This is a genomic window from Blautia sp. MSK.18.38 (genome assembly GCF_024460535.1).
Taxonomy (GTDB): domain Bacteria; phylum Bacillota; class Clostridia; order Lachnospirales; family Lachnospiraceae; genus Blautia_A; species Blautia_A fusiformis.
Window position 1 is genome coordinate 1 of record NZ_JANFYP010000029.1, and the last position, 19358, is coordinate 19358.

23 protein-coding genes and 1 tRNA gene are annotated in these 19358 nt (G+C 46.0%); 17 read left to right on the top strand and 7 right to left on the bottom strand.

The window, feature by feature from the left end; translation table 11 throughout:
• Window positions 1-32 precede the first annotated feature (32 nt).
• Both NE638_RS15050 and NE638_RS15055 read left to right on the top strand, forming a co-directional pair.
• Entirely contained in the window at window positions 33-326 is a 294-nt protein-coding gene (locus NE638_RS15050) for a helix-turn-helix domain-containing protein (protein WP_173759912.1), read from the top strand.
• Window positions 327-426: 100 nt separating this feature from the next.
• Window positions 427-1449, top strand: coding sequence for a threonine aldolase family protein (locus NE638_RS15055; RefSeq protein ID WP_021650582.1), 1023 nt, complete (start codon window positions 427-429; stop codon window positions 1447-1449).
• A gap of 90 nt (window positions 1450-1539) precedes the next feature.
• Here the strand turns inward: NE638_RS15055 and proC are convergent, their stop codons facing one another.
• The 3 genes from proC to NE638_RS15070 form a co-directional block, all read right to left on the bottom strand.
• Entirely contained in the window at window positions 1540-2334 is a 795-nt protein-coding gene (gene proC, locus NE638_RS15060; protein WP_173746549.1) for a pyrroline-5-carboxylate reductase, read from the bottom strand.
• Between the two features lie 68 nt (window positions 2335-2402).
• A tRNA-Gly gene (locus NE638_RS15065) sits at window positions 2403-2473 on the bottom strand.
• Window positions 2474-2581: 108 nt separating this feature from the next.
• Entirely contained in the window at window positions 2582-3064 is a 483-nt protein-coding gene (locus NE638_RS15070; protein ID WP_173746550.1) for a CYTH domain-containing protein, read from the bottom strand.
• Between the two features lie 182 nt (window positions 3065-3246).
• Here NE638_RS15070 and NE638_RS15075 point away from each other — a divergent pair, with 182 nt between their 5' ends.
• The 13 genes from NE638_RS15075 (at window position 3247) to rpsI (ending at window position 16080) form a co-directional block, all read left to right on the top strand.
• The gene (locus NE638_RS15075) at window positions 3247-3804 is read left to right on the top strand and encodes a DJ-1 family glyoxalase III (protein ID WP_092068762.1); all 558 of its coding nucleotides are present in this window, start codon (window positions 3247-3249) and stop codon (window positions 3802-3804) included.
• Complete coding sequence (locus tag NE638_RS15080) at window positions 3801-5081, top strand: InlB B-repeat-containing protein (protein ID WP_022426168.1); 1281 nt, start codon at window positions 3801-3803, stop codon at window positions 5079-5081. Before NE638_RS15075 ends, NE638_RS15080 begins: the two co-directional genes overlap by 4 nt.
• 156 nt (window positions 5082-5237) lie before the next feature.
• The gene (gene tig, locus NE638_RS15085) at window positions 5238-6524 is read left to right on the top strand and encodes a trigger factor (RefSeq protein ID WP_021650587.1); all 1287 of its coding nucleotides are present in this window, start codon (window positions 5238-5240) and stop codon (window positions 6522-6524) included.
• A gap of 24 nt (window positions 6525-6548) precedes the next feature.
• Window positions 6549-7130 carry an ATP-dependent Clp endopeptidase proteolytic subunit ClpP gene (clpP, locus tag NE638_RS15090; RefSeq protein WP_015527365.1) on the top strand — a complete coding sequence of 194 codons (582 nt, stop codon included), beginning with the start codon at window positions 6549-6551 and terminating at the stop codon, window positions 7128-7130.
• Window positions 7131-7241: 111 nt separating this feature from the next.
• Window positions 7242-8555, top strand: a complete 1314-nt coding sequence (gene clpX, locus NE638_RS15095) for an ATP-dependent Clp protease ATP-binding subunit ClpX (RefSeq protein ID WP_022426169.1) — start codon at window positions 7242-7244, stop codon at window positions 8553-8555.
• Window positions 8556-8572: 17 nt separating this feature from the next.
• Complete coding sequence (gene lon / locus NE638_RS15100) at window positions 8573-10885, top strand: endopeptidase La (RefSeq protein WP_118608680.1); 2313 nt, start codon at window positions 8573-8575, stop codon at window positions 10883-10885.
• A 69-nt stretch (window positions 10886-10954) separates the two neighbouring features.
• Window positions 10955-11566 carry a ribosome biogenesis GTP-binding protein YihA/YsxC gene (gene yihA, locus NE638_RS15105; protein ID WP_015527362.1) on the top strand — a complete coding sequence of 204 codons (612 nt, stop codon included), beginning with the start codon at window positions 10955-10957 and terminating at the stop codon, window positions 11564-11566.
• 14 nt (window positions 11567-11580) lie between these two features.
• Window positions 11581-12432: an energy-coupling factor transporter ATPase gene (locus NE638_RS15110; RefSeq protein WP_059086107.1), complete on the top strand. Its 852-nt coding sequence runs from the start codon at window positions 11581-11583 to the stop codon at window positions 12430-12432.
• Window positions 12417-13304, top strand: coding sequence for an energy-coupling factor transporter ATPase (locus tag NE638_RS15115; protein WP_118608681.1), 888 nt, complete (start codon window positions 12417-12419; stop codon window positions 13302-13304). Before NE638_RS15110 ends, NE638_RS15115 begins: the two co-directional genes overlap by 16 nt.
• Window positions 13301-14104: an energy-coupling factor transporter transmembrane component T family protein gene (locus NE638_RS15120; protein WP_015527359.1), complete on the top strand. Its 804-nt coding sequence runs from the start codon at window positions 13301-13303 to the stop codon at window positions 14102-14104. Before NE638_RS15115 ends, NE638_RS15120 begins: the two co-directional genes overlap by 4 nt.
• 157 nt (window positions 14105-14261) lie before the next feature.
• On the top strand, window positions 14262-14999 hold the full coding sequence (gene truA, locus NE638_RS15125; RefSeq protein WP_015527358.1) for a tRNA pseudouridine(38-40) synthase TruA: 738 nt from the start codon (window positions 14262-14264) through the stop codon (window positions 14997-14999).
• A 243-nt stretch (window positions 15000-15242) separates the two neighbouring features.
• Window positions 15243-15671 (top strand): 50S ribosomal protein L13, encoded by a 429-nt coding sequence (gene rplM, locus NE638_RS15130; RefSeq protein ID WP_021650595.1) that lies wholly within the window; start codon window positions 15243-15245, stop codon window positions 15669-15671.
• Window positions 15672-15687: 16 nt separating this feature from the next.
• Window positions 15688-16080 (top strand): 30S ribosomal protein S9, encoded by a 393-nt coding sequence (gene rpsI, locus NE638_RS15135; RefSeq protein WP_059086106.1) that lies wholly within the window; start codon window positions 15688-15690, stop codon window positions 16078-16080.
• Window positions 16081-16298: 218 nt separating this feature from the next.
• Here rpsI and NE638_RS15140 read toward each other — a convergent pair whose 3' ends face one another.
• Together NE638_RS15140 and NE638_RS15145 are read right to left on the bottom strand one after the other, a co-directional pair.
• On the bottom strand, window positions 16299-16637 hold the full coding sequence (locus NE638_RS15140; RefSeq protein ID WP_022164639.1) for a hypothetical protein: 339 nt from the start codon (window positions 16635-16637) through the stop codon (window positions 16299-16301).
• A 9-nt stretch (window positions 16638-16646) separates the two neighbouring features.
• Entirely contained in the window at window positions 16647-17699 is a 1053-nt protein-coding gene (locus tag NE638_RS15145; protein WP_173746551.1) for a tyrosine-type recombinase/integrase, read from the bottom strand.
• 248 nt (window positions 17700-17947) lie between these two features.
• Here NE638_RS15145 and NE638_RS15150 point away from each other — a divergent pair, with 248 nt between their 5' ends.
• Window positions 17948-18145, top strand: coding sequence for a helix-turn-helix domain-containing protein (locus tag NE638_RS15150; protein WP_118004664.1), 198 nt, complete (start codon window positions 17948-17950; stop codon window positions 18143-18145).
• A gap of 249 nt (window positions 18146-18394) precedes the next feature.
• Here NE638_RS15150 and NE638_RS15155 read toward each other — a convergent pair whose 3' ends face one another.
• Window positions 18395-18778, bottom strand: coding sequence for a helix-turn-helix domain-containing protein (locus tag NE638_RS15155; protein ID WP_173746552.1), 384 nt, complete (start codon window positions 18776-18778; stop codon window positions 18395-18397).
• 143 nt (window positions 18779-18921) lie between these two features.
• On the opposite strand from NE638_RS15155, the gene NE638_RS15160 reads away from it, so the two are divergent.
• The gene (locus tag NE638_RS15160; protein WP_173746553.1) at window positions 18922-19131 is read left to right on the top strand and encodes a hypothetical protein; all 210 of its coding nucleotides are present in this window, start codon (window positions 18922-18924) and stop codon (window positions 19129-19131) included.
• 18 nt (window positions 19132-19149) lie between these two features.
• Here the strand turns inward: NE638_RS15160 and NE638_RS15165 are convergent, their stop codons facing one another.
• Window positions 19150-19329, bottom strand: a complete 180-nt coding sequence (locus tag NE638_RS15165) for a hypothetical protein (RefSeq protein WP_173746554.1) — start codon at window positions 19327-19329, stop codon at window positions 19150-19152.
• Between the last annotated feature and the right edge of the window lie 29 nt (window positions 19330-19358).

The following is a 19358-nucleotide window of genomic DNA, read 5'->3' on the forward strand; positions in this document are numbered from 1 at the left end:
ACATCGCAGAGACAAAAGGATAAGATGGGATAATGCAAAAAGGAATTAAATTCAGGATCTACCCGAACAGAGAACAGAAAAACTTCATCCATCAGACCCTGGGATGCTGCCGGTTCATCTACAACCGGGGACTTGCCATGCGTAAGGAAGGCTATGAAAATGGGGAAAAGATCGGCTATTCCCAGACTTCCGCCATGCTGACTGAACTGAAAAAGCAAGAGGAGTTTGCCTTTCTGAAAGCAGCAGATTCCATTGCATTACAGCAGTCTTTGCGGGATCTCGACCGGGGATTTGTGAATTTCTTTCAGAAACGGGCTTCCTATTGAAGGGGGCGATTTCCTGTAAATTCAAATCGTTTTCCACATGTAAGATCATTCCGGGGAAGACGGTCAAATAAAATGAAAATACAGATGAGGAGAAAATAAAATGTTATTTTTTGTAAACGATTACTGCGAGGGAGCGCATCCGGCGATCCTCCAGAAGCTTCTGGAAACCAATATGGAGAAGCTTTCCGGCTATGGCACGGACAAATACTGTGATTCTGCCAAGGAGAAGATCCGTAAAGCCTGTGGCTGCCCGGATGCAGAGGTGTTTTTCCTGGTGGGAGGAACCCAGACCAATGCCACGGTCATAGGTTCTGTCCTGAACCGTTATGAAGGTGTTCTTGCGGCGCAGACCGGACACGTAAGCTGTCATGAGGCCGGAGCAATCGAGTATACAGGACATAAGGTACTGACACTTCCGGCAGAAAACGGAAAGATCAAAGCAGAAAGTATCACAGATTATGTGGAAACTTTTTATGGGGATGAAAGTCACGACCATATGGTATTTCCGGGAATGGTTTATATTTCTCATCCGACAGAGTACGGAACACTTTATACGAAGAAAGAGCTGGAGGAAATTTCCGAGGTATGCCATAAATACGAGCTTCCACTGTTTCTGGACGGAGCAAGACTTGGCTACGGTCTGGTAAGTCCGGAAGCAGATGTGACACTTGAGGATATCGCCAGATGTACAGATGTGTTCTACATCGGCGGAACCAAGGTAGGAGCACTCTGCGGTGAGGCAGTGGTCTTTACGAAAAAAGCTCCGAAGCACTTTATGACTATGGTGAAGCAGCAGGGAGCCCTTCTGGCAAAAGGCCGTCTTCTGGGAATCCAGTTTGACACACTGTTTACCGATGATCTGTATACAAGGATCAGCAAAAATGCTATTGAAACAGCTATGAAGCTGAAAAGAGCCCTTCAGGAAAAAGGATATCAGCTTTTCCTGGATTCTCCCACGAACCAGCAGTTTGTAGTTTTGGAAAATAAAAAGAAAGAAGAACTGGGCAAAGAAGTTCAGTTTGATTTCTGGGAAAAATATGATGAAGATCATACAGTGATCCGTTTTGCCACAAGCTGGGGAACAAAAATGGAAGATATTGACGCACTGATCGAGTTGCTGTAGGGCTGTCGGCAGACGATAAAAGAGATGAGATGGAAAAACTCCGTGAGGTCCGGGTGAATGCAGACCTCACGGAGTTTTTGTTTTCGAAAATTATAACTTCTTACCCTTCTCAGCAGCTGCGGTAAGCGCTTCGAATACGGCACTGCGGAAGCCGCTCTTTTCTAGGGTGCGGACACCTTCAATGGTAGTTCCTGCCGGTGAGCAGACCATGTCTTTCAGGTCTCCCGGGTGTCTGCCGGTTTCCAGAACCATTTTTGCGCTGCCGAGAACAGTCTGGGAAGCAAATTTATAAGCCTGTTTACGAGGCATTCCCTGGCTGACAGCGGCATCTGCCATGGCTTCGATAAACATAAACACATAAGCAGGTGAACAGCCGCCTACAGCGCCTGCGGCGTCCATCAGACGCTCCGGTATCACTTCGGTACAGCCAAAGCTGTCTGTGATCTTAAGGATTTCTGCCAGTTCGTCTTCCGAAACCCGGTCATTGGTACATACAGCAGTCATTCCGGCCCCAACCTGTGCAGGAGTATTAGGCATAAAACGGACAACTTTCAGAGGAAGACCGGCTTTTTCTTCCAGCCATGCAAGAGTCTTGCCGGGAGCGATTCCGATGATGGTGTGCTCTGTCGTGAGACTGTCGTGGACCTCTGTGAGAACTTCCTCATAAAACTGCGGCTTTACTGCAAGAACGACAGTTTTTGCAGATCTGACTATTTCATTGTTATCCAGAGTGGTGACAACACCAAGAGTTTTTTCACTGCGCGCTCTGCCTTCGTCTGTAAGGTTGGAAACAATGATCTCGTCCTTTGAAAAGATCCCCTGACGGAGAATACTGCCGATCATGGCAGAGGCCATATTTCCACATCCGATAAATCCAATCTTCATAAACAAAAATCCTCCTTGAAATTTATAAAAAAGGACACGCCTGACTGCGTGCCCTCTTTGGCAATGAAAGCAGATAACGGGAATCGAACCCGCCTCCTCAGCTTGGGAAGCTGATGTTCTACCGATGAACTATATCTGCCTGCATTACTAATTATAGCACCTGAAATAAGAAATACAAGTGCGATTTACGATACCAGTCAGTGATCGCTCTGCGTTACTGTTCATTGGTAATATTCCGCGAAGCGTGTTACTGAGAACGGAGTGAACAGTAATCACTCTGCCAGCCCTGGCTCATGGTACTGTTATGATATCTGGTGGAATAAGTTACATCTTCTCCGAACCAGTCCGGCGCAGTGTAGGCATTGGCGGCTTCCTCTGTAGGAAATTCCACCTCAGCCAGAAGAACTCCCTCGTATTCTCCGTGGAACACATCCAGTTCAATAAAAAGTCCGTCTTTTTCCGGGATCACATAGCGGTCCTTGGTAATGAGGATACCGTCTGCTTTAGGCTTCAGATGCTCATAGGCTTCAGCGGTGAGCGGAAGATTATATTCTTCACGGCTCATGAGACCCCTGGATTTGTAAGTAAGAAAATAGTCATCATCCTGCCGGCGGATGCGGACAACAGGGGAAGTGCAAAGATACCCCTGCTCGATCCTGTGGCAGGGATAGGAAGCCAGATCCTGCGGAAGGTCATCCTTCCGGATCAGAAATTTACGTTCGATCTCCATATAAAAAACCTCCGGGTTTGTGAAATGAAAAGATATTATGTTCAGTCTACAGGAAAAAAACAGGATTTGCAATGGCATATCTGTTGAAATTTCTTGACATTTTCAGATGAAAAAAGCATTATGGAAGGGAATGGGGAATACAGAAAATATTTATGGATTTTATAAAAGAAAGGATGAACAGGATCATGAGTAAAGTATATATTTTTTTCGCAGATGGTTTTGAAGATATTGAAGGACTGACCGTGGTAGATCTGATGAGAAGAGCCGGGATCGACATCCAGACAGTATCTATCAAAGAGACAAAAGAGATCAGAACCTCTCATGGGATCGATCTTCTTACAGACCGTACCTTTGGAGAATGTGATTTTTCCGATGCGGATATGCTTGTAATTCCGGGAGGAATGCCGGGAACAAAATATCTGGAGGAATATAAACCGCTGACTGAGCTTCTGACAGATTTCTATCAGAATGGTGGCAAGGTAGCAGCTATTTGTGCGGCACCAGGTATATTCGAGAGACTTGGATTCCTGAAAGGCAGAAATGCTACATCGTACCCATCTGTTATGGAACAGCTTAAAAGTGCCAGAACATCTCTGGAGCCTGTAGTGGTAGATGGAAATGTAACTACCAGCAGAGGCCTTGGAACAGCCATCGATTTCAGCCTTTCCCTGATCGGACAGCTGGAGGGAAGCGCAAAGGCAGAAGAGATCGCTGAATCGGTGGTGTATGTAAGAGCATGAAAAAAGAGATGAAACAGGTCCTGTGGGTAGTGGCGCTTTTTGTTATACTGATGACAGCCACAGGAAATTTGGTGTCAGCTGCCGGCTTTGACTGGTCGGATGATACATTCGGGAATGCTTGCAAAAAAGTGTATTCCGTATCTTTCAGGTCAGGCGGAGGAGCCTCCTCTGCTATATATAAAAAATTGGAAAAGAAACAGAAATATGGTTCCATGATCACGATTCCCAAAGTGCCGCAGGTCCCAGCAGGATATCAGGCAGAAGGATGGTCTCTGAAAAAAGGAGGAGCGGAGGCAGGATATAAGCCGGGAAAAAAATATTTTGTAAAAAGAAATGTAACGTTTTATGCAGTGATAAAAAAGAAGAACAATCCCAAACTGATCCTGCACAGGAATGACGGAGATATCTACAAGATCATCCAGGCTCCAAGCGGAAAACTGAAACTGCCGGTGATGGCCAATGAAGAGAATTATACATTCCTTGGATGGTCTACCAGGGCAGGTCAGAAGACCGCACCAAGGTATGAAGCCGGACAGGTGATCACAGTCAGTGGAACCATGCATCTCTATGCGGTGAGATTCTGGCGGTATCAGGAACCGAATCTGGTCAGGAACAGCTTTCATTATCCTGAGAATTACGAAAGGATCATCTTTGTGGGAGATTCCAGGACATATGGTCTTCAGAAGGTATTGTACGAACAGTTTGGAAAGGAGTATGTGGACAGCCATGTCAGCTTTGTATGCCGTTCTAATACGGAACTGGGCTGGCTGAAGTCAACGGGCGCACAGGCTCTTTTGAAAGAAATAGAAAAATATCGTAAAAATGAAAAATACGCAAAGATCGCAGTGGTGTTTAATCATGGTATCAATGATCTCAGAGATATTAACGGAAAACAGGATCTGAATGATAGACTCTCACAGTACGTGTCTTATATGAAAAAGCTGGGAACAAAGCTTTCCATGAAAAACTGCAGTCTGTATTATATGTCTGTGAATCCGATCAATGGAGGGGAAAAGGGAAGTACCAAGAATCGTAAATGTGAGGATGTCCGGACTTTTAACAGCGGTCTTGCCGGTGAGCTTGGAAGTCAGTACCACTATATTGATGTTTACAGTTATCTGATGCGGACCGGATATGGTACTGTATCCAATACGGGAGACGGTACAGACGATGGTGTTCATTATACGCCTAAAACTTATAAAAGGATTTTTACATTTTGTCTTAACAACATAAGAAAGACAGAAAATTACTTTAACATTGAGGACGTGGGCAGCTGAGAAATGCCCTGTGGGGGCATATGGAAAACTGAAAAAAATACTGGCGTTTTTACAGTGGTTATGCTATACTACAGAAATGACTGTAAATATATAATGCGAGTGTTAACTATTTTATATAAGGTATTTACTCGATATGATTAAGGAGGAACAAGAAACATGAGTTTACAGGTGGAGAAAATGGAGAAAAACATGGCGAAACTTACAATCGAGGTTTCCGCCGAGGATCTTGACAAAGCAATGCAGAATGCATATCAGAAAGCAAAAGGCAGAATTTCTATTCCGGGATTCCGTAAAGGAAAAGCTCCAAGAAAAATGATCGAGCAGATGTACGGAAAGGGAGTATTCCTTGAGGACGCTGCAAACGCTCTGATCCCTGAGCATTACAGCAAAGCACTTGCTGAGTGTGATCTTGAGATCGTTTCCCAGCCTAAGATCGATGTAACACAGGTTGAGCCTGGCAAACCATTTATCTTTACAGCAGAAGTAGCTACTAAACCAGAGGTAACTCTTGGTGACTATAAAGGACTTGAGGTTCCGAAGTCTGAGACAGAGGTAACAGACGAGGAAGTTGAGGCTGAGATTAAGAAAGAGCAGGAGAAAAACTCCAGAACCATCACAGTTGAGGATCGTGCAGCACAGAACGGCGATACAGCAACTATCGATTTCGAGGGATTCGTAGATGGTGAGGCATTCGAGGGCGGTAAAGGAACAGACTATCCGCTGACACTTGGTTCCAACACCTTCATCCCGGGATTCGAGGAGCAGCTTGTTGGTGCTAACACAGGTGATCACGTAGAAGTTAAGGTTACATTCCCGGAGGAGTATCAGGCAAAAGAGCTGGCTGGCAAAGAAGCTGTATTCCAGTGCGATGTTAAGAAGATCGAAGCAAAAGAGCTTCCGGAGCTTGACGATGACTTCGCTAAGGATGTATCTGAGTTTGATACACTTGCTGAGTACAAGGAAGACGTTAAGAAGAACCTGACAGAGAAGAAAGCAGAAGATGCACGTCGTGCAAAAGAAGATGCAGCAGTAGATAAAGTGATCGAGAATGCACAGATGGATATTCCGGAGGCAATGATCGAGACACAGACACGTCAGATGCTTGACGATTTCGCAAGAAGAATGCAGTCCCAGGGTCTTTCCATGGAGCAGTACTTCCAGTTCACAGGCCAGAGCGTTGACAAGATGATGGAAGACATGAAGCCACAGGCTCTTAAGAGAATCCAGACAAGACTTGTTCTTGAGAAGATCGCTGAGGTAGAGAACATCCAGCCAACAGAGGAAGAGGTTAACGAAGAGATCTCCAAGATGGCAGAGATGTACAAGATGGAAGCAGACAAATTAAAAGATCTCATCGGTGAGAACGAGATGGAGCAGATGAAGAAAGATATGGCTGTTCAGAAAGCTGTTACATTAGTTGCCGATGCAGCTGTAGAGGCGTAATAAACCTCGGAAATGGAGGGCAAAATGAGTTTAGTACCTTACGTCATTGAGCAGACCAGCAGAGGAGAAAGAAGTTATGATATCTATTCAAGACTTCTTAAGGACCGAATCATTTTCCTTGGAGAAGAGGTAAACGATGTCAGTGCGAACCTGATCGTTGCGCAGCTTCTCTTCCTGGAAGCAGAAGATCCTTCCAAGGATATCCAGCTTTATATCAACAGCCCGGGTGGTTCTGTAACTGCCGGAATGGCAATTTATGATACAATGCAGTATATCAAGTGCGATGTATCTACGATCTGCCTTGGAATGGCAGCCAGCATGGGAGCTTTCCTCCTGTCCTCCGGTGCCAAAGGCAAGAGATATGCACTGCCGAATTCGACGATCATGATCCATCAGCCATCAGGCGGTGCACAGGGGCAGGCTACAGAGATCCAGATCGTAGCTGACCAGATCGCAAAAACCAAAAAGAAGCTGAACGAGATTCTTTCTGCGAATACCGGACAGCCTCTTGAGATTGTGGAAAAAGATACTGACCGTGACAACTATATGACAGCGGAAGAAGCTAAGGCATACGGCCTGATCGACGGTGTTGTGATCCACAAATAATGCGTAAGAAAAGACTCCTGTAAAGACACAGGAGTCTTATCTTGCTTTAAAAAGGAATTTTAAATGTCTGCGAGAGACGGACATTTACGCTTAGAAAGGAAACAAAAAGATATGGCAGATAAAGTAAAAGAAGGAAAGGTAAGATGCTCCTTTTGCCATAAGACTGAAGATCAGGTACGCAAGCTGATCGCAGGTCCGGATGGAGCATATATTTGTGATGAATGTATCGGGATCTGCTCCGAGATCATGGAAGAAGAATTCAGTATGTATGATCATGAGGCAGATTATGAAACAGGGATCAACCTTCTGAAACCGGAAGAGATCCACAGTATCCTGGATGAGTATGTGATCGGACAGGATGATGCCAAGAAGGCACTTTCCGTAGCTGTTTACAATCATTACAAGAGGATTCTTGCTTCAAGAAACCTGGACGTGGAGCTGCAGAAGAGTAATATCCTGATGCTTGGTCCGACCGGTTCCGGTAAGACACTTCTTGCACAGACACTGGCAAGACTGCTGAATGTTCCTTTTGCCATCGCAGATGCCACTACTCTCACAGAGGCAGGTTATGTTGGCGAGGATGTTGAGAACATTCTTCTGAAGATCATTCAGGCAGCCGATTACGATATTGAGCGTGCCCAGTACGGGATCATCTATATCGATGAGATCGATAAGATCACAAGAAAATCCGAGAATACCTCCATCACCAGAGATGTGTCCGGTGAGGGCGTACAGCAGGCACTTCTGAAAATTCTGGAAGGAACCGTTGCAAGCGTACCTCCTCAGGGAGGAAGAAAGCATCCTCATCAGGAATTTATCCAGATCGATACTACAAACATCCTGTTCATTTGCGGTGGTGCTTTTGACGGACTGGAGAAGATCATCGAGGCAAGACAGGATACCAAATCCATTGGTTTCGGGGCGGAGGTTTCCGAAAAGGAAGACCGCAATGTGGGCGAAGTTCTGAAGGAGGTTATGCCGGAGGACTTTATTAAATTCGGTCTGATCCCGGAGTTTATCGGACGAGTTCCGGTCGTGGTAACCTTGGATTCTCTGGATGAAGAAGCACTGATCCGTATTCTGAAGGAGCCTAAGAATTCCCTCACAAAACAGTACGACAAGCTTTTTGAGCTGGATGGCGTGCAGCTTGAGTTCCAGGATGAAGCACTTGAGACAGTTGCCCGGAAATCTCTTGAGAGAAAAACAGGTGCCAGAGGACTTCGTGCCATCATGGAGCATACCCTGATGGATCTGATGTACAAGACACCATCGGACGACACCATCCGTAAGTGTATCGTCACAAAAGAGGCAGTGGAGGGAACCGGAGAGCCGGAGATCATCCACGGGGAGGCCAAGGCTCCTGCAAAAAAAGCAGGACGCAAAACATCCCGTTCGAGAAAGAAAGGCAAGCCGGAAACAGCTTGATGAAGGGAATGACATAAATGACAAATCAGGTCAATATATTGCCAATGATCGCTCTCCGTGGGACTACAGTCCTTCCGGATATGATCGTACACTTTGATGTGAGCAGGGAGAAATCTATCCGTGCCGTGGAAGCAGCCATGCTCCATGACCAGAAGATCTTTCTGCTGACACAGAAGGATCCTGAGGTGGAAATACCGGAACTTACGGATCTGTATCAGGTAGGAACCGTCGCTTATATCAAGCAGGTGGTGAAGCTTCCGCAGGATCTTTACCGGGTTCTGGTAGAGGGACTGGACAGGGCAGAGGTTCTGGGCCTGGAGCAGGAGGAACCATATCTGAAGGCGGAATGCGAGATCGTTACGGCACAGGAAGAGGATTACCCGGAACCGGTAAAGGACGCCATGCTTCGCAGCATCCGGGAGCTTTTTCAGAGATATTGCAGAGAAAGCGGAAAAGTAAGCAAGGATCTGGTAACCCAGATCATGAACATCGAAGATGTGCAGGAAACCATCGACCAGATCGCAGTAAATCTTCCGATGGCGTATCAGAACAAGCAGAAGCTTCTGGAAGCAGTGTCTTTGAATGACCGTTATGAGATCCTTGGAGCGCTTCTTGGCAGCGAGATCGAGGTGATCCATATCACGAAAGATCTTCAGCGCAAGGTGAAATCCCATATCGACAAGAATCAGAGAGAGTATATCCTCCGGGAACAGCTGAAAACCATCCGTGAGGAGCTGGGCGAGGAGAATACTGCTGATGATATCGATGAATTTAAAAAACAGCTGAAGGAGCTGGATGCATCTGATGAAGTAAAAGAGAAGATTTCCAAGGAGATAAGCCGTTTTAAAGGAATGGCAGCCAGTGCTGCAGAGGCAACGGTGCAGAGAGGCTATCTGGAAACCGTTCTTGCACTTCCGTGGAATAAGAAATCCGAGGATTCCGAGGATCTTGAGAACGCATGGAAGGTTTTGGAAGAGGGTCATTACGGACTGAAAGAGGTCAAAGAGCGTATCATGGAATTTCTTGCTGTACGTAAGCTGACCCACAAGGGAAAGAGTCCGATCCTCTGTCTGGTGGGACCTCCGGGAACCGGAAAAACTTCCATTGCACGTTCTGTGGCAGAGGCCATGAACAAGAAATACGTCCGCATCTGTCTTGGAGGTGTCCGTGATGAGGCAGAGATCCGTGGCCACAGAAAGACTTACGTCGGTGCCATGCCAGGAAGGATCACAGTCGCACTGAAGGAAGCCGGAGTCAGCAACCCGTTGATGCTTCTTGATGAGATCGACAAGACCAGCAGCGATTATAAAGGAGATACCTCCGCAGCACTTCTGGAGGTTCTGGATCCGGAGCAGAACAGTAAGTTCAATGATCACTATGTGGAGATTCCCCAGGATCTTTCCGAGGTACTGTTTATTGCCACTGCAAATGATGTTCAGGGAATCCCGAGACCTCTTCTTGACCGTATGGAGCTGATGGAAATTCCGGGATATACGGAAAATGAGAAGGAACATATCGCAAGGGAACATCTGATCCCGAAGCAGATGGAGATCAACGGTATTCCGGAAGGCAAGCTGGTGATCCAGCCGGCAGCTCTTGGCAAGCTGATCAACAACTATACCAAGGAAGCAGGAGTCCGTTCTCTGGAGAGAAGCATCGGACGTATCTGCAGAAAAACTGCACGTGCTATCATGGAAGAGGGTAAGGATAAGGTAGTTGTCACATCCAGAAATATTTCCAGATTCCTTGGCAAAGAACGATATAACTATCTGATGGCCAATGAGAAGGATGAGATCGGGATCGCCCGCGGTCTTGCATGGACACAGGTAGGCGGTGATACCCTGCAGATCGAAGTCAATATCATGCCCGGAAAAGGTGAGTTGCTTCTCACCGGACAGCTTGGAGATGTGATGAAGGAATCTGCACAGGCAGGTATCAGCTATATCCGTTCGGTTTCTGACCAATATGAGATCGATCCGGAATTTTTCCAGAAGCATGATATGCATGTACATATTCCGGAGGGTGCCGTTCCGAAGGATGGCCCATCTGCCGGTATTACAATGGCAACTGCCATGCTGTCTGCAATTATCGAAAAACCGGTACGTGCGGATCTTGCCATGACCGGTGAGATCACCTTAAGAGGCCGTGTGCTTCCGATTGGCGGACTGAAAGAGAAGCTGCTTGCAGCTAAATATGCCAGGATCAAAGAAGTCCTTGTTCCGGAAAAAAATCGTCCGGATATCGAGGAGATGGACAGAGAGATCATCCAGGGACTGGATATCCGGTTTGTGGATAACATGAAAGAAGTTCTCGGTGAAACTCTTGTATAAACAAAAAACAGAAAAACCCTGCCCTGACCTTCAGGACAGGGCTTTTAAAAGAAAAGGGAGGAATAACGAATGGTAATCAAAAACGTATCGCTGGATATCGTCTGCGGCATCACAAGCAAGATCCCGGACACAGGAAGGCCGGAGGTAGCTTTTGCGGGAAAATCAAATGTAGGGAAATCCTCCCTGATCAATGGTCTGATGAACCGCAAGGCCCTGGCAAGAACCAGCGCACAGCCGGGAAAAACACAGACAATCAATTTTTATAATATTAATGAAGCAATGTATCTCGTAGACCTGCCGGGCTACGGCTACGCCAAGGTTTCTGCGGCAGAGAAGGAAAAATGGGGAAAAATGATCGAGGGCTATCTTCATAATTCCAAAGAGCTCCGTGCGGTTTTTCTCCTGGTGGATATCCGCCACAAGCCTTCCGCCAATGACAAGCAGATGTATGACTGGATCTGTCACAACGGATATGAGCCGGTGATCATCGCGACCAAGCTTGACAAGCTGAAACGCAGCCAGGTGGCAAAAAGCCTGAAGGAGATCCGCATCGGACTGGGCCTTCCGAAAGAGGGAAAGATCCTTCCGTTTTCTGCGGAGACAAAGCAGGGAAGAGACGAGATATGGGCACTGATCGATGAGTTGACCGGCCTTGGTGAACCGGCAGCTACAGAGGATTAAGGAGAGCAGAAAAGATGGGAATTATCAAGGCGCTTAAGCTGGGATTTGACTATCAGAGATACGATGATGACGGCAATGTGGTAGACATGCAGCGTGCAGTCAATGATGTGGACCTGGACATTAAAGCAGGAGAATTTGTGGCAGTTCTGGGACATAACGGATCTGGAAAATCCACACTGGCGAAGCATATGAATGCGCTTCTGATCCCAACAGAGGGAACGATGCTGGTGGACGGGATCGATACCGCCAGAGAGACCAAACTCTGGAAGGTACGCCAGAAGGCAGGAATGGTATTTCAGAATCCGGATAACCAGATCATAGGAACCGTTGTGGAAGAGGATGTAGGCTTTGGTCCGGAAAATATGGGAGTTCCTACAGATGATATCTGGAAACGGGTGAATGACAGCCTGGAAAAAGTCGGTATGACAGCCTATCGTTATCAGTCCCCAAACAAACTTTCCGGAGGGCAGAAGCAGAGAGTGGCTATTGCAGGCGTGATGGCCATGCGCCCGCGGTGCATCATTCTGGATGAGCCTACCGCCATGCTGGATCCTAACGGAAGAAAGGAAGTCCTGGAGGCAGTGCGGGAGCTGAACCGTAAGGAAAAGGTAACAGTCATTCTGATCACCCATTACATGGAGGAAGTGATCCATGCTGACCGTGTTTATGTCATGGACAGCGGAAATGTTGTGATGCAGGGAAATCCCAAAGAGATCTTTTCCCAGGTGGATACCCTTAAGGCGTATGGACTGGATGTACCACAGGTAACACTTCTTGCATATGAACTGAAGAAATCCGGCGTGGATGTTCCGGATGGAATACTGACTACAGAGGAGCTGGTGAGCGCATTATGTCAATCGAATTAAAAAATGTAACCTATACCTACAGTCCCGGGACAGCCTATGAGAGCCATGCGCTGAAGGATGTCAGCCTTGTGATCCCGGACGGCCAGTTTATCGGGATCATCGGACACACAGGAAGCGGAAAATCCACGCTGATCCAGCATCTGAATGCGCTGGTACAGCCAACATCCGGCCAGGTTCTGTATAACGGAGAAGATGTGTGGGCTGAGAAATATGACCGGAAACAGCTCCGCAGCGAGGTTGGTCTGGTGTTCCAGTACCCGGAGCATCAGCTGTTTGAAAATGATGTGATCTCGGATGTATGCTTCGGACCTATGAATCAGGGACTTTCCAGGGAAGAAGCAGAGAAAGAAGCGAAGCAGGCGCTGACTCAGGTTGGAGTAAAAGAGTCCAATTTCAAGAAATCACCCTTTGAGCTTTCCGGAGGCCAGAAAAAAAGGGTAGCTATTGCAGGGGTTCTTGCCATGAACCCGAAGATCCTGATCCTGGACGAGCCCACAGCAGGGCTTGACCCGAAGGGCAGGGATGATATCCTGGATCAGATCGCAGAGCTTCATAAGGTGCGAGGGATAACCATTGTTCTGGTTTCCCACAGCATGGAGGATATTGCGAAATACGTGGAGCGCCTCATTGTTATGAATCACGGAGAAGCTGTATTTGATGATGAGCCGAAGAAGGTTTTTTCCCATTATAAGGAACTGGAAAACATGGGACTTGCCGCACCGCAGATCACTTATATCATGCATGCGCTGAAGGAACATGGGCTGCATGTGGATGCAGATGCCACAACGGTGGAGGAAGCCAGAGACAGTATCCTTGCCGCACTTGCGCAGGCGAACTCTCCATTACTGAACAAAGGAGGGGCGGAAAAATGATCAGAGATATTACCATTGGCCAGTATTATCCGGCCAAATCCGTTCTTCACAGACTGGATCCACGGACCAAATTTCTGGGAACTCTGGGATTTCTGATCTCTGTGTTCCTGTTCCATACATTTCTCGGATATGCGGTGGCAACAGCATTTCTGGTAGCCATGATCGCAATATCCAAGGTTCCGGTGAAATTCATGTTCAAGGGTCTGAAAGCCATCGTTATGATCCTTCTGATCACGGTTGTGTTCAATATCATCCTGACACCTGGCGAAGTGCTGTGGCGTTTCGGGATCATCAAGGTCACAAGGGAAGGCCTTGTTCTTGCAGGAAGAATGGCAATCCGTCTTGTTTACCTTGTGATCGGATCTTCCATCATGACATTGACTACCACGCCGAATCAGCTGACAGATGGTCTGGAGAGACTGCTCCGTCCGCTGAACAAGATTCGGGTGCCGGTACATGAGATCGCCATGATGATGTCCATTGCCCTTCGCTTTATCCCGATCCTTCTGGAGGAGACGGATAAGATCATGAAAGCACAGATTGCCAGAGGCGCAGATTTCGAAAACGGAAACCTGATCCAGAAGGCGAAAAATATGGTACCCCTTCTTGTGCCGCTGTTTATTTCGGCGTTCCGCCGCGCCAATGATCTGGCAATGGCCATGGAAGCAAGGTGTTACCATGGTGGAGAGCACAGAACCCAGATGAAGCCGCTGCATTATGAAAAAAGAGATTATGCGGCCTATGGGATCCTTGTGGCATATCTTGCAGTGGGTGTGGCATTCCGTGTGGCGGGACTGTAGCCAAATCCTGCCGGTACTCAGACATGGAACGGTCCGAAGCGCTGCATTTTGCACAGCGGAACTGTAACCGGATCAGGCAGGCATTTTGCAGGACGGTATGTCTGTTTTGGGATAGAAAGTACTGCAGGGATGTCTGTATCAGGAGGGAATATATTTTATGAAACGAGTAGGACTTGTTGTAGCTTATGATGGAACCAAGTACTCAGGCTGGCAGACACAGCCAAATGGAATCACCATTCAGGGCGTTTTAAACGATACCTTAAGTGAGCTGCTTGGGGAAAAGATCGAGACCATCGGTGCCAGCCGTACAGATGCAGGAGTGCACGCTCTTGGAAATGTGGCGGTGTTTGATACCGAATCCAGGATCCCCGGGGAAAAATTTTCCTATGCACTGAACCAGAGACTTCCGGAGGATATCCGTATCCAGCTTTCTGAGGAGGTGGAGCCGGATTTTCATCCCCGTTACTGTGACAGTGAAAAAACATATGAATATCGTATCCTGAACCGGAAGTTTCCGGTGCCAACGGAGCGTTTGTACTCTTATTTTTACCATTATAAACTGGATGTGGATAAGATGAAGGAAGCAACATCTTATCTGATCGGACGTCATGATTTTGCCAGCTTCTGCGGCTCCGGCGCACAGGTGAAGACCACCATCCGTACCGTGACCTCCATGGACGTGTGGAGAGATGGTGACATGGTGACCATTCGCATTTCAGGAACAGGTTTCCTTTACAATATGGTGCGTATCATTTCCGGAACCCTGATCGAGATCGGAAACGGGCAGTATCCGCCGGAACGCATGGATAAGATCCTGAAAGCCTGTGACCGTGGGGCAGCAGGCCCCACAGCTCCGGCTCAGGGGTTGACGCTGATGGGAATCGAGTTTTTCTGAAAACAGGAATTTTGTTGAAAATTACAAGAAAAAACAGTTGACAGGCAAGGTGCCTTATAATATAATAACTTAATGTGACGTAGTGCGAAGATGCTTGAGCCAATAGCCCCGGCGACGGCATTTTATCAGCGGTTTCGGACATTTCCGCGATTTATTTTGCACCCGCGTTTCCATTTACTTTTTTTCGCGGAAGTACCGCGGTTTGAGAAACATTATCGTTGATAAATAACAGGAGGTAGGACCATGCAGACTTATATGGCTAATCCGGATAAAATCGAAAGAAAATGGTATGTAGTTGACGCAGAGGGTTGCACTCTGGGACGTCTGGCATCCGGTGTTGCAAGTGTTTTAAGAGGAAAGAACAAACCTCAGTTTACACCGCACGTTGACACAGGAGATTATGTAATCGTTGTAAATGCTGATAAGATCAAAGTTACAGGCAAGAAGCTTGAGCAGAAGATTTATTATAACCACTCCGACTATGTTGGTGGAATGAAAGAAACCACATTAAAAGAAATGTTAGCAAAGAAACCTGAGAAGGTTATCGAGCTCGCAGTTAAGGGAATGCTTCCGAAAGGACCTCTTGGAAGAGCTATGAACAAGAAACTTTTCGTATATGCAGGACCAGAGCACAAACATGAGGCTCAGAAGCCTGAAGTTTTAACATTTTAATAGGAGGTAGAAAACATTGGCTAGCGCAAAATTCTACGGAACAGGAAGAAGAAAGAAATCAATCGCAAGAGTTTACCTGGTACCTGGAACAGGTAAAATCACTATCAATAAAAGAGATATCGATGAGTACTTCGGACTTGAGACTCTGAAGGTTATCGTTCGTCAGCCACTGGCTTTAACAGAGACAGAGGGTAAATTCGACGTGATCGTTAATGTTCACGGCGGTGGATACACAGGACAGGCTGGAGCAATCCGTCATGGTCTTTCCAGAGCACTCCTTGAGGCAGACAAAGACTACAGACCAGCTCTTAAAGCTGCTGGATTCCTTACACGTGATCCACGTATGAAAGAGCGTAAGAAATACGGTCTCAAAGCAGCTCGTCGCGCTCCGCAGTTCAGCAAGCGATAATTCAACCGAATATCAGAAAAGAACAATTTTCCCCGAAAACATCGAGTTTTCGGGGATTTCTTTATATTCCGATAAATCTATCAGACACCACAAAAACACACGAAATTTCAACGGTAACTAACACATAACTAACAGGTAACTAACACGGGAAATGCTGTCTTGTGTAAGACATTGCAAGTCTTATGTAAGACACATTTTTTGCAATAAAAAAGGACGATTCAATCGCCCTTTTCGTTGCAGTATTCAATGATACATGACCGGACATCCTTTTTCGTCCTGCAATGGCAGGAATGACCGTCCTTGAAAATGATGTCATATCCGTCGTGCATGTTTCCGGTGATTCCGGAAATCATTTCTCTGTTCTTTTCTGCAATCTGCATTGTATCAAATAAACCGCATTGGTCTTTTCTGACAAGGTCTTGCATGTACGCATTGACCGACATTCCTTTACTGGATGCAAGAGCCTTGATGATGTCTTTCATGCCTTTAGGCACAACGAGATTGATCCGTTCGTAATGCTCACGCCCGAAATTGTTTTTATATTCAGTTCTATTCATGGCACACCTCTATATTTTGTTGATAGCATCAATCAGTTCCTCGATTTCAAAATGCGTATATACGACCTCTGTCACGCCCTGTCCTTTATGACCGACAATTTTCTTGATGACCTTGTCTGACACTCCGGCAACCGTCAACATAGAAATACATGTGTGACGGGTATCGTGAGGGCGGTGTTTCATTCCGAGGGTCTCAATAAGTGGCGACCAGTACGAATCATAATAATTCCGGTATTTGAAATGCTCACCATCCGGAGTAGAGAGGAGATATTCACAATCATTGAGGTTGTACCAGTATTCAAAGAACGGATAAATCTTTTCAGAGATTGGAGCGGTACGGATTCCGGCAGCAGTTTTCGAGGCGACAATCTTGAAATATCTTTCCTCAAGGTTCACATTTTCTTTCTTGAGGTCGAGGAGTTCGCCGATTCTGCATCCGGTATATATCAGCATGAGGATGACAGTATAATATATATTTGAATCCTTGACATCCCATATCTTTTTGACCTCTGTCTTTGAAAAAGGTTTCCGGTTGTATGCGTTCGGGTTTCCTGCCTTTTTGATGTCGAGGTATTCAACGAGATTCCGTTCTTTTGGAATAATCTCATGAATCACGGCGTATTTATACATCAGACCGAGCAGGACTTTCAATTTCCGGAGTGTTGGATAATTTTTGCCGGATTCATCGACAATCATTTGCAGGTGGTCGAGCTTGATATCGACAAACCGCATCCGTGCAAGTTTATCACACAACGCCCATGCTGCACGATAACCCTTGACGTTGGAATCACTGACGGTCGGAAAATGTTCATCAGACCATCGCTCATATACATCCTCAAAAGTGACTTTTGCAGCGTTCACATCATAAGGATTTGCATTGAACTCCGCAAGTGCGGTCAATGCCTCTTTACGGGTCGGGTAATATCCGACGACCGTATATAATTGTTTTGATTTACCTGTTTTTGGGTCGATTTCCCATCCTTTTGTCTTTTTGGCAACATAAGGATTCCGGCGATTTCCCGATAATTTGTAAACCGTTCCGAATCCGTTCGGTAGTTTCATAAAATCACCATCCTAAAAAAGAGTATAAAAAATAAAACCAATGCAAAAAGCACGGTTTTATGATAGAATGGTATTTGCAGGAACTATCTATCAAGTGCCTTTTGCAGGAGCATGAGACGGAAGTTTCACAAAGACGATTCACGTTGCAGCGTGGATCGTCTTTTTTTATTTGCAGTTAGCGAAACAACCGTAATTTTGAACGGAAATTTTCTCTCTGTACACTTTCCTTGAGAAAGGAGGTGAGCAGGATGAAAATTCTCGTTTGGGAAATGAGAACCTCAAAAGGGTTCACATTGATGGAGTTATCGAAGAAATCCGGAATCGGAAAATCTACGATAAACAACATCGAAAACGGCAAGGTGTCGCCGACATTGTTTCAACTTGAAATGATAGCGATTGCGTTAGGCGTGAACATCACCGACCTGTTTGAATCCGAATACAAATAATTGTATCACATTGCAGCGGGATTCCGGCAGCAGGAGGAACGATTTCCACGATTATGGAAATCAACCTCGATATTTCCACAATGATGGAAATATGTGATAGACTGTAATCGGAAAGGGGGTGTTCCCCTTGAATTACAAAGAGGCTATTGTTGAAATAGTCGGGAAGATACACAGCGAACGCATCCTCAAGAGGATATACAAATTCGTGTCGTATCTTTACACCCATGAGGCTGACAGTTGAAAAGACTGTCAGTCTTTTTCTTTATTATTTTGTGTGAACTCAATCGCCTTTTTCATTAAGCGGTCGAGTGCAGCGATGTCCTCGTCGCTCAACTCAAGCATGAATTTGAAAAGGTTTTTTCGTGCCTCATCCTCACCCGCCATGATGCGGTCAATGCGTTCGATGAAATCATCGTCACTGTCGATGAACATTTCTCCCTCACCAGTGGTCAACCACATATAATCAACGCTGAACTCACGGCAGATAGATTTTGTCATTTGTTCGGTTAGGTTACGATTTCCGTTTTCTATATTAGACATTGAACCTCTTGTCACTCCGATACGCTCACCGAACTTCTCAAGAGTGAGACCGAGCGACTTTCTTATTTCTTTCACACGCTCGTTTTGTGTCATGTAAACACCTCCTTTTTATGAATCATAACACCCGGTGAATTAAAATGCAATAAAAAAGTATTCAAAGAATACAAAAAACTATTGACAAAGTTGTCAAAGACGCATATTATGTATTCAAGGACAACACAAGGAGGTGAAAAGAAATGCCAAAACATGAAATTTCAAACGTAAGAACACGGGGAACTGGGGCGATTGAAAAACTCATTTTCTACAAAACGGAGGTTTCCGAACACCAAGAGATTAGAGTGAGAGCGGAATTCGAGGGAGATCCCGAACCGGAGCAAATCAAGCAGATTTCAGAGGTTGTCAAAAAGGCAGCGGAAGAAATAGGAAAGATTGTGGAGGAGTGGTGAAACACTCCTCCGAGAAAATCATTTCAAAGTGCGGACGTGTTGTGCAAAATCTTGTGTTTCAACACAAGCCTTGATTGCAGATGCGAGCAGACGTTCAAATTCTTCTTTTGATAAATCAGAAACTTTTGAAAATTTGATGTCGCTATTTTCAAACGCACTTGCAATCGCACTTTTGAAAGTGTCATGATGAACCGCCATGTTGTCACCTCCTGTCATTTTGGAATGGT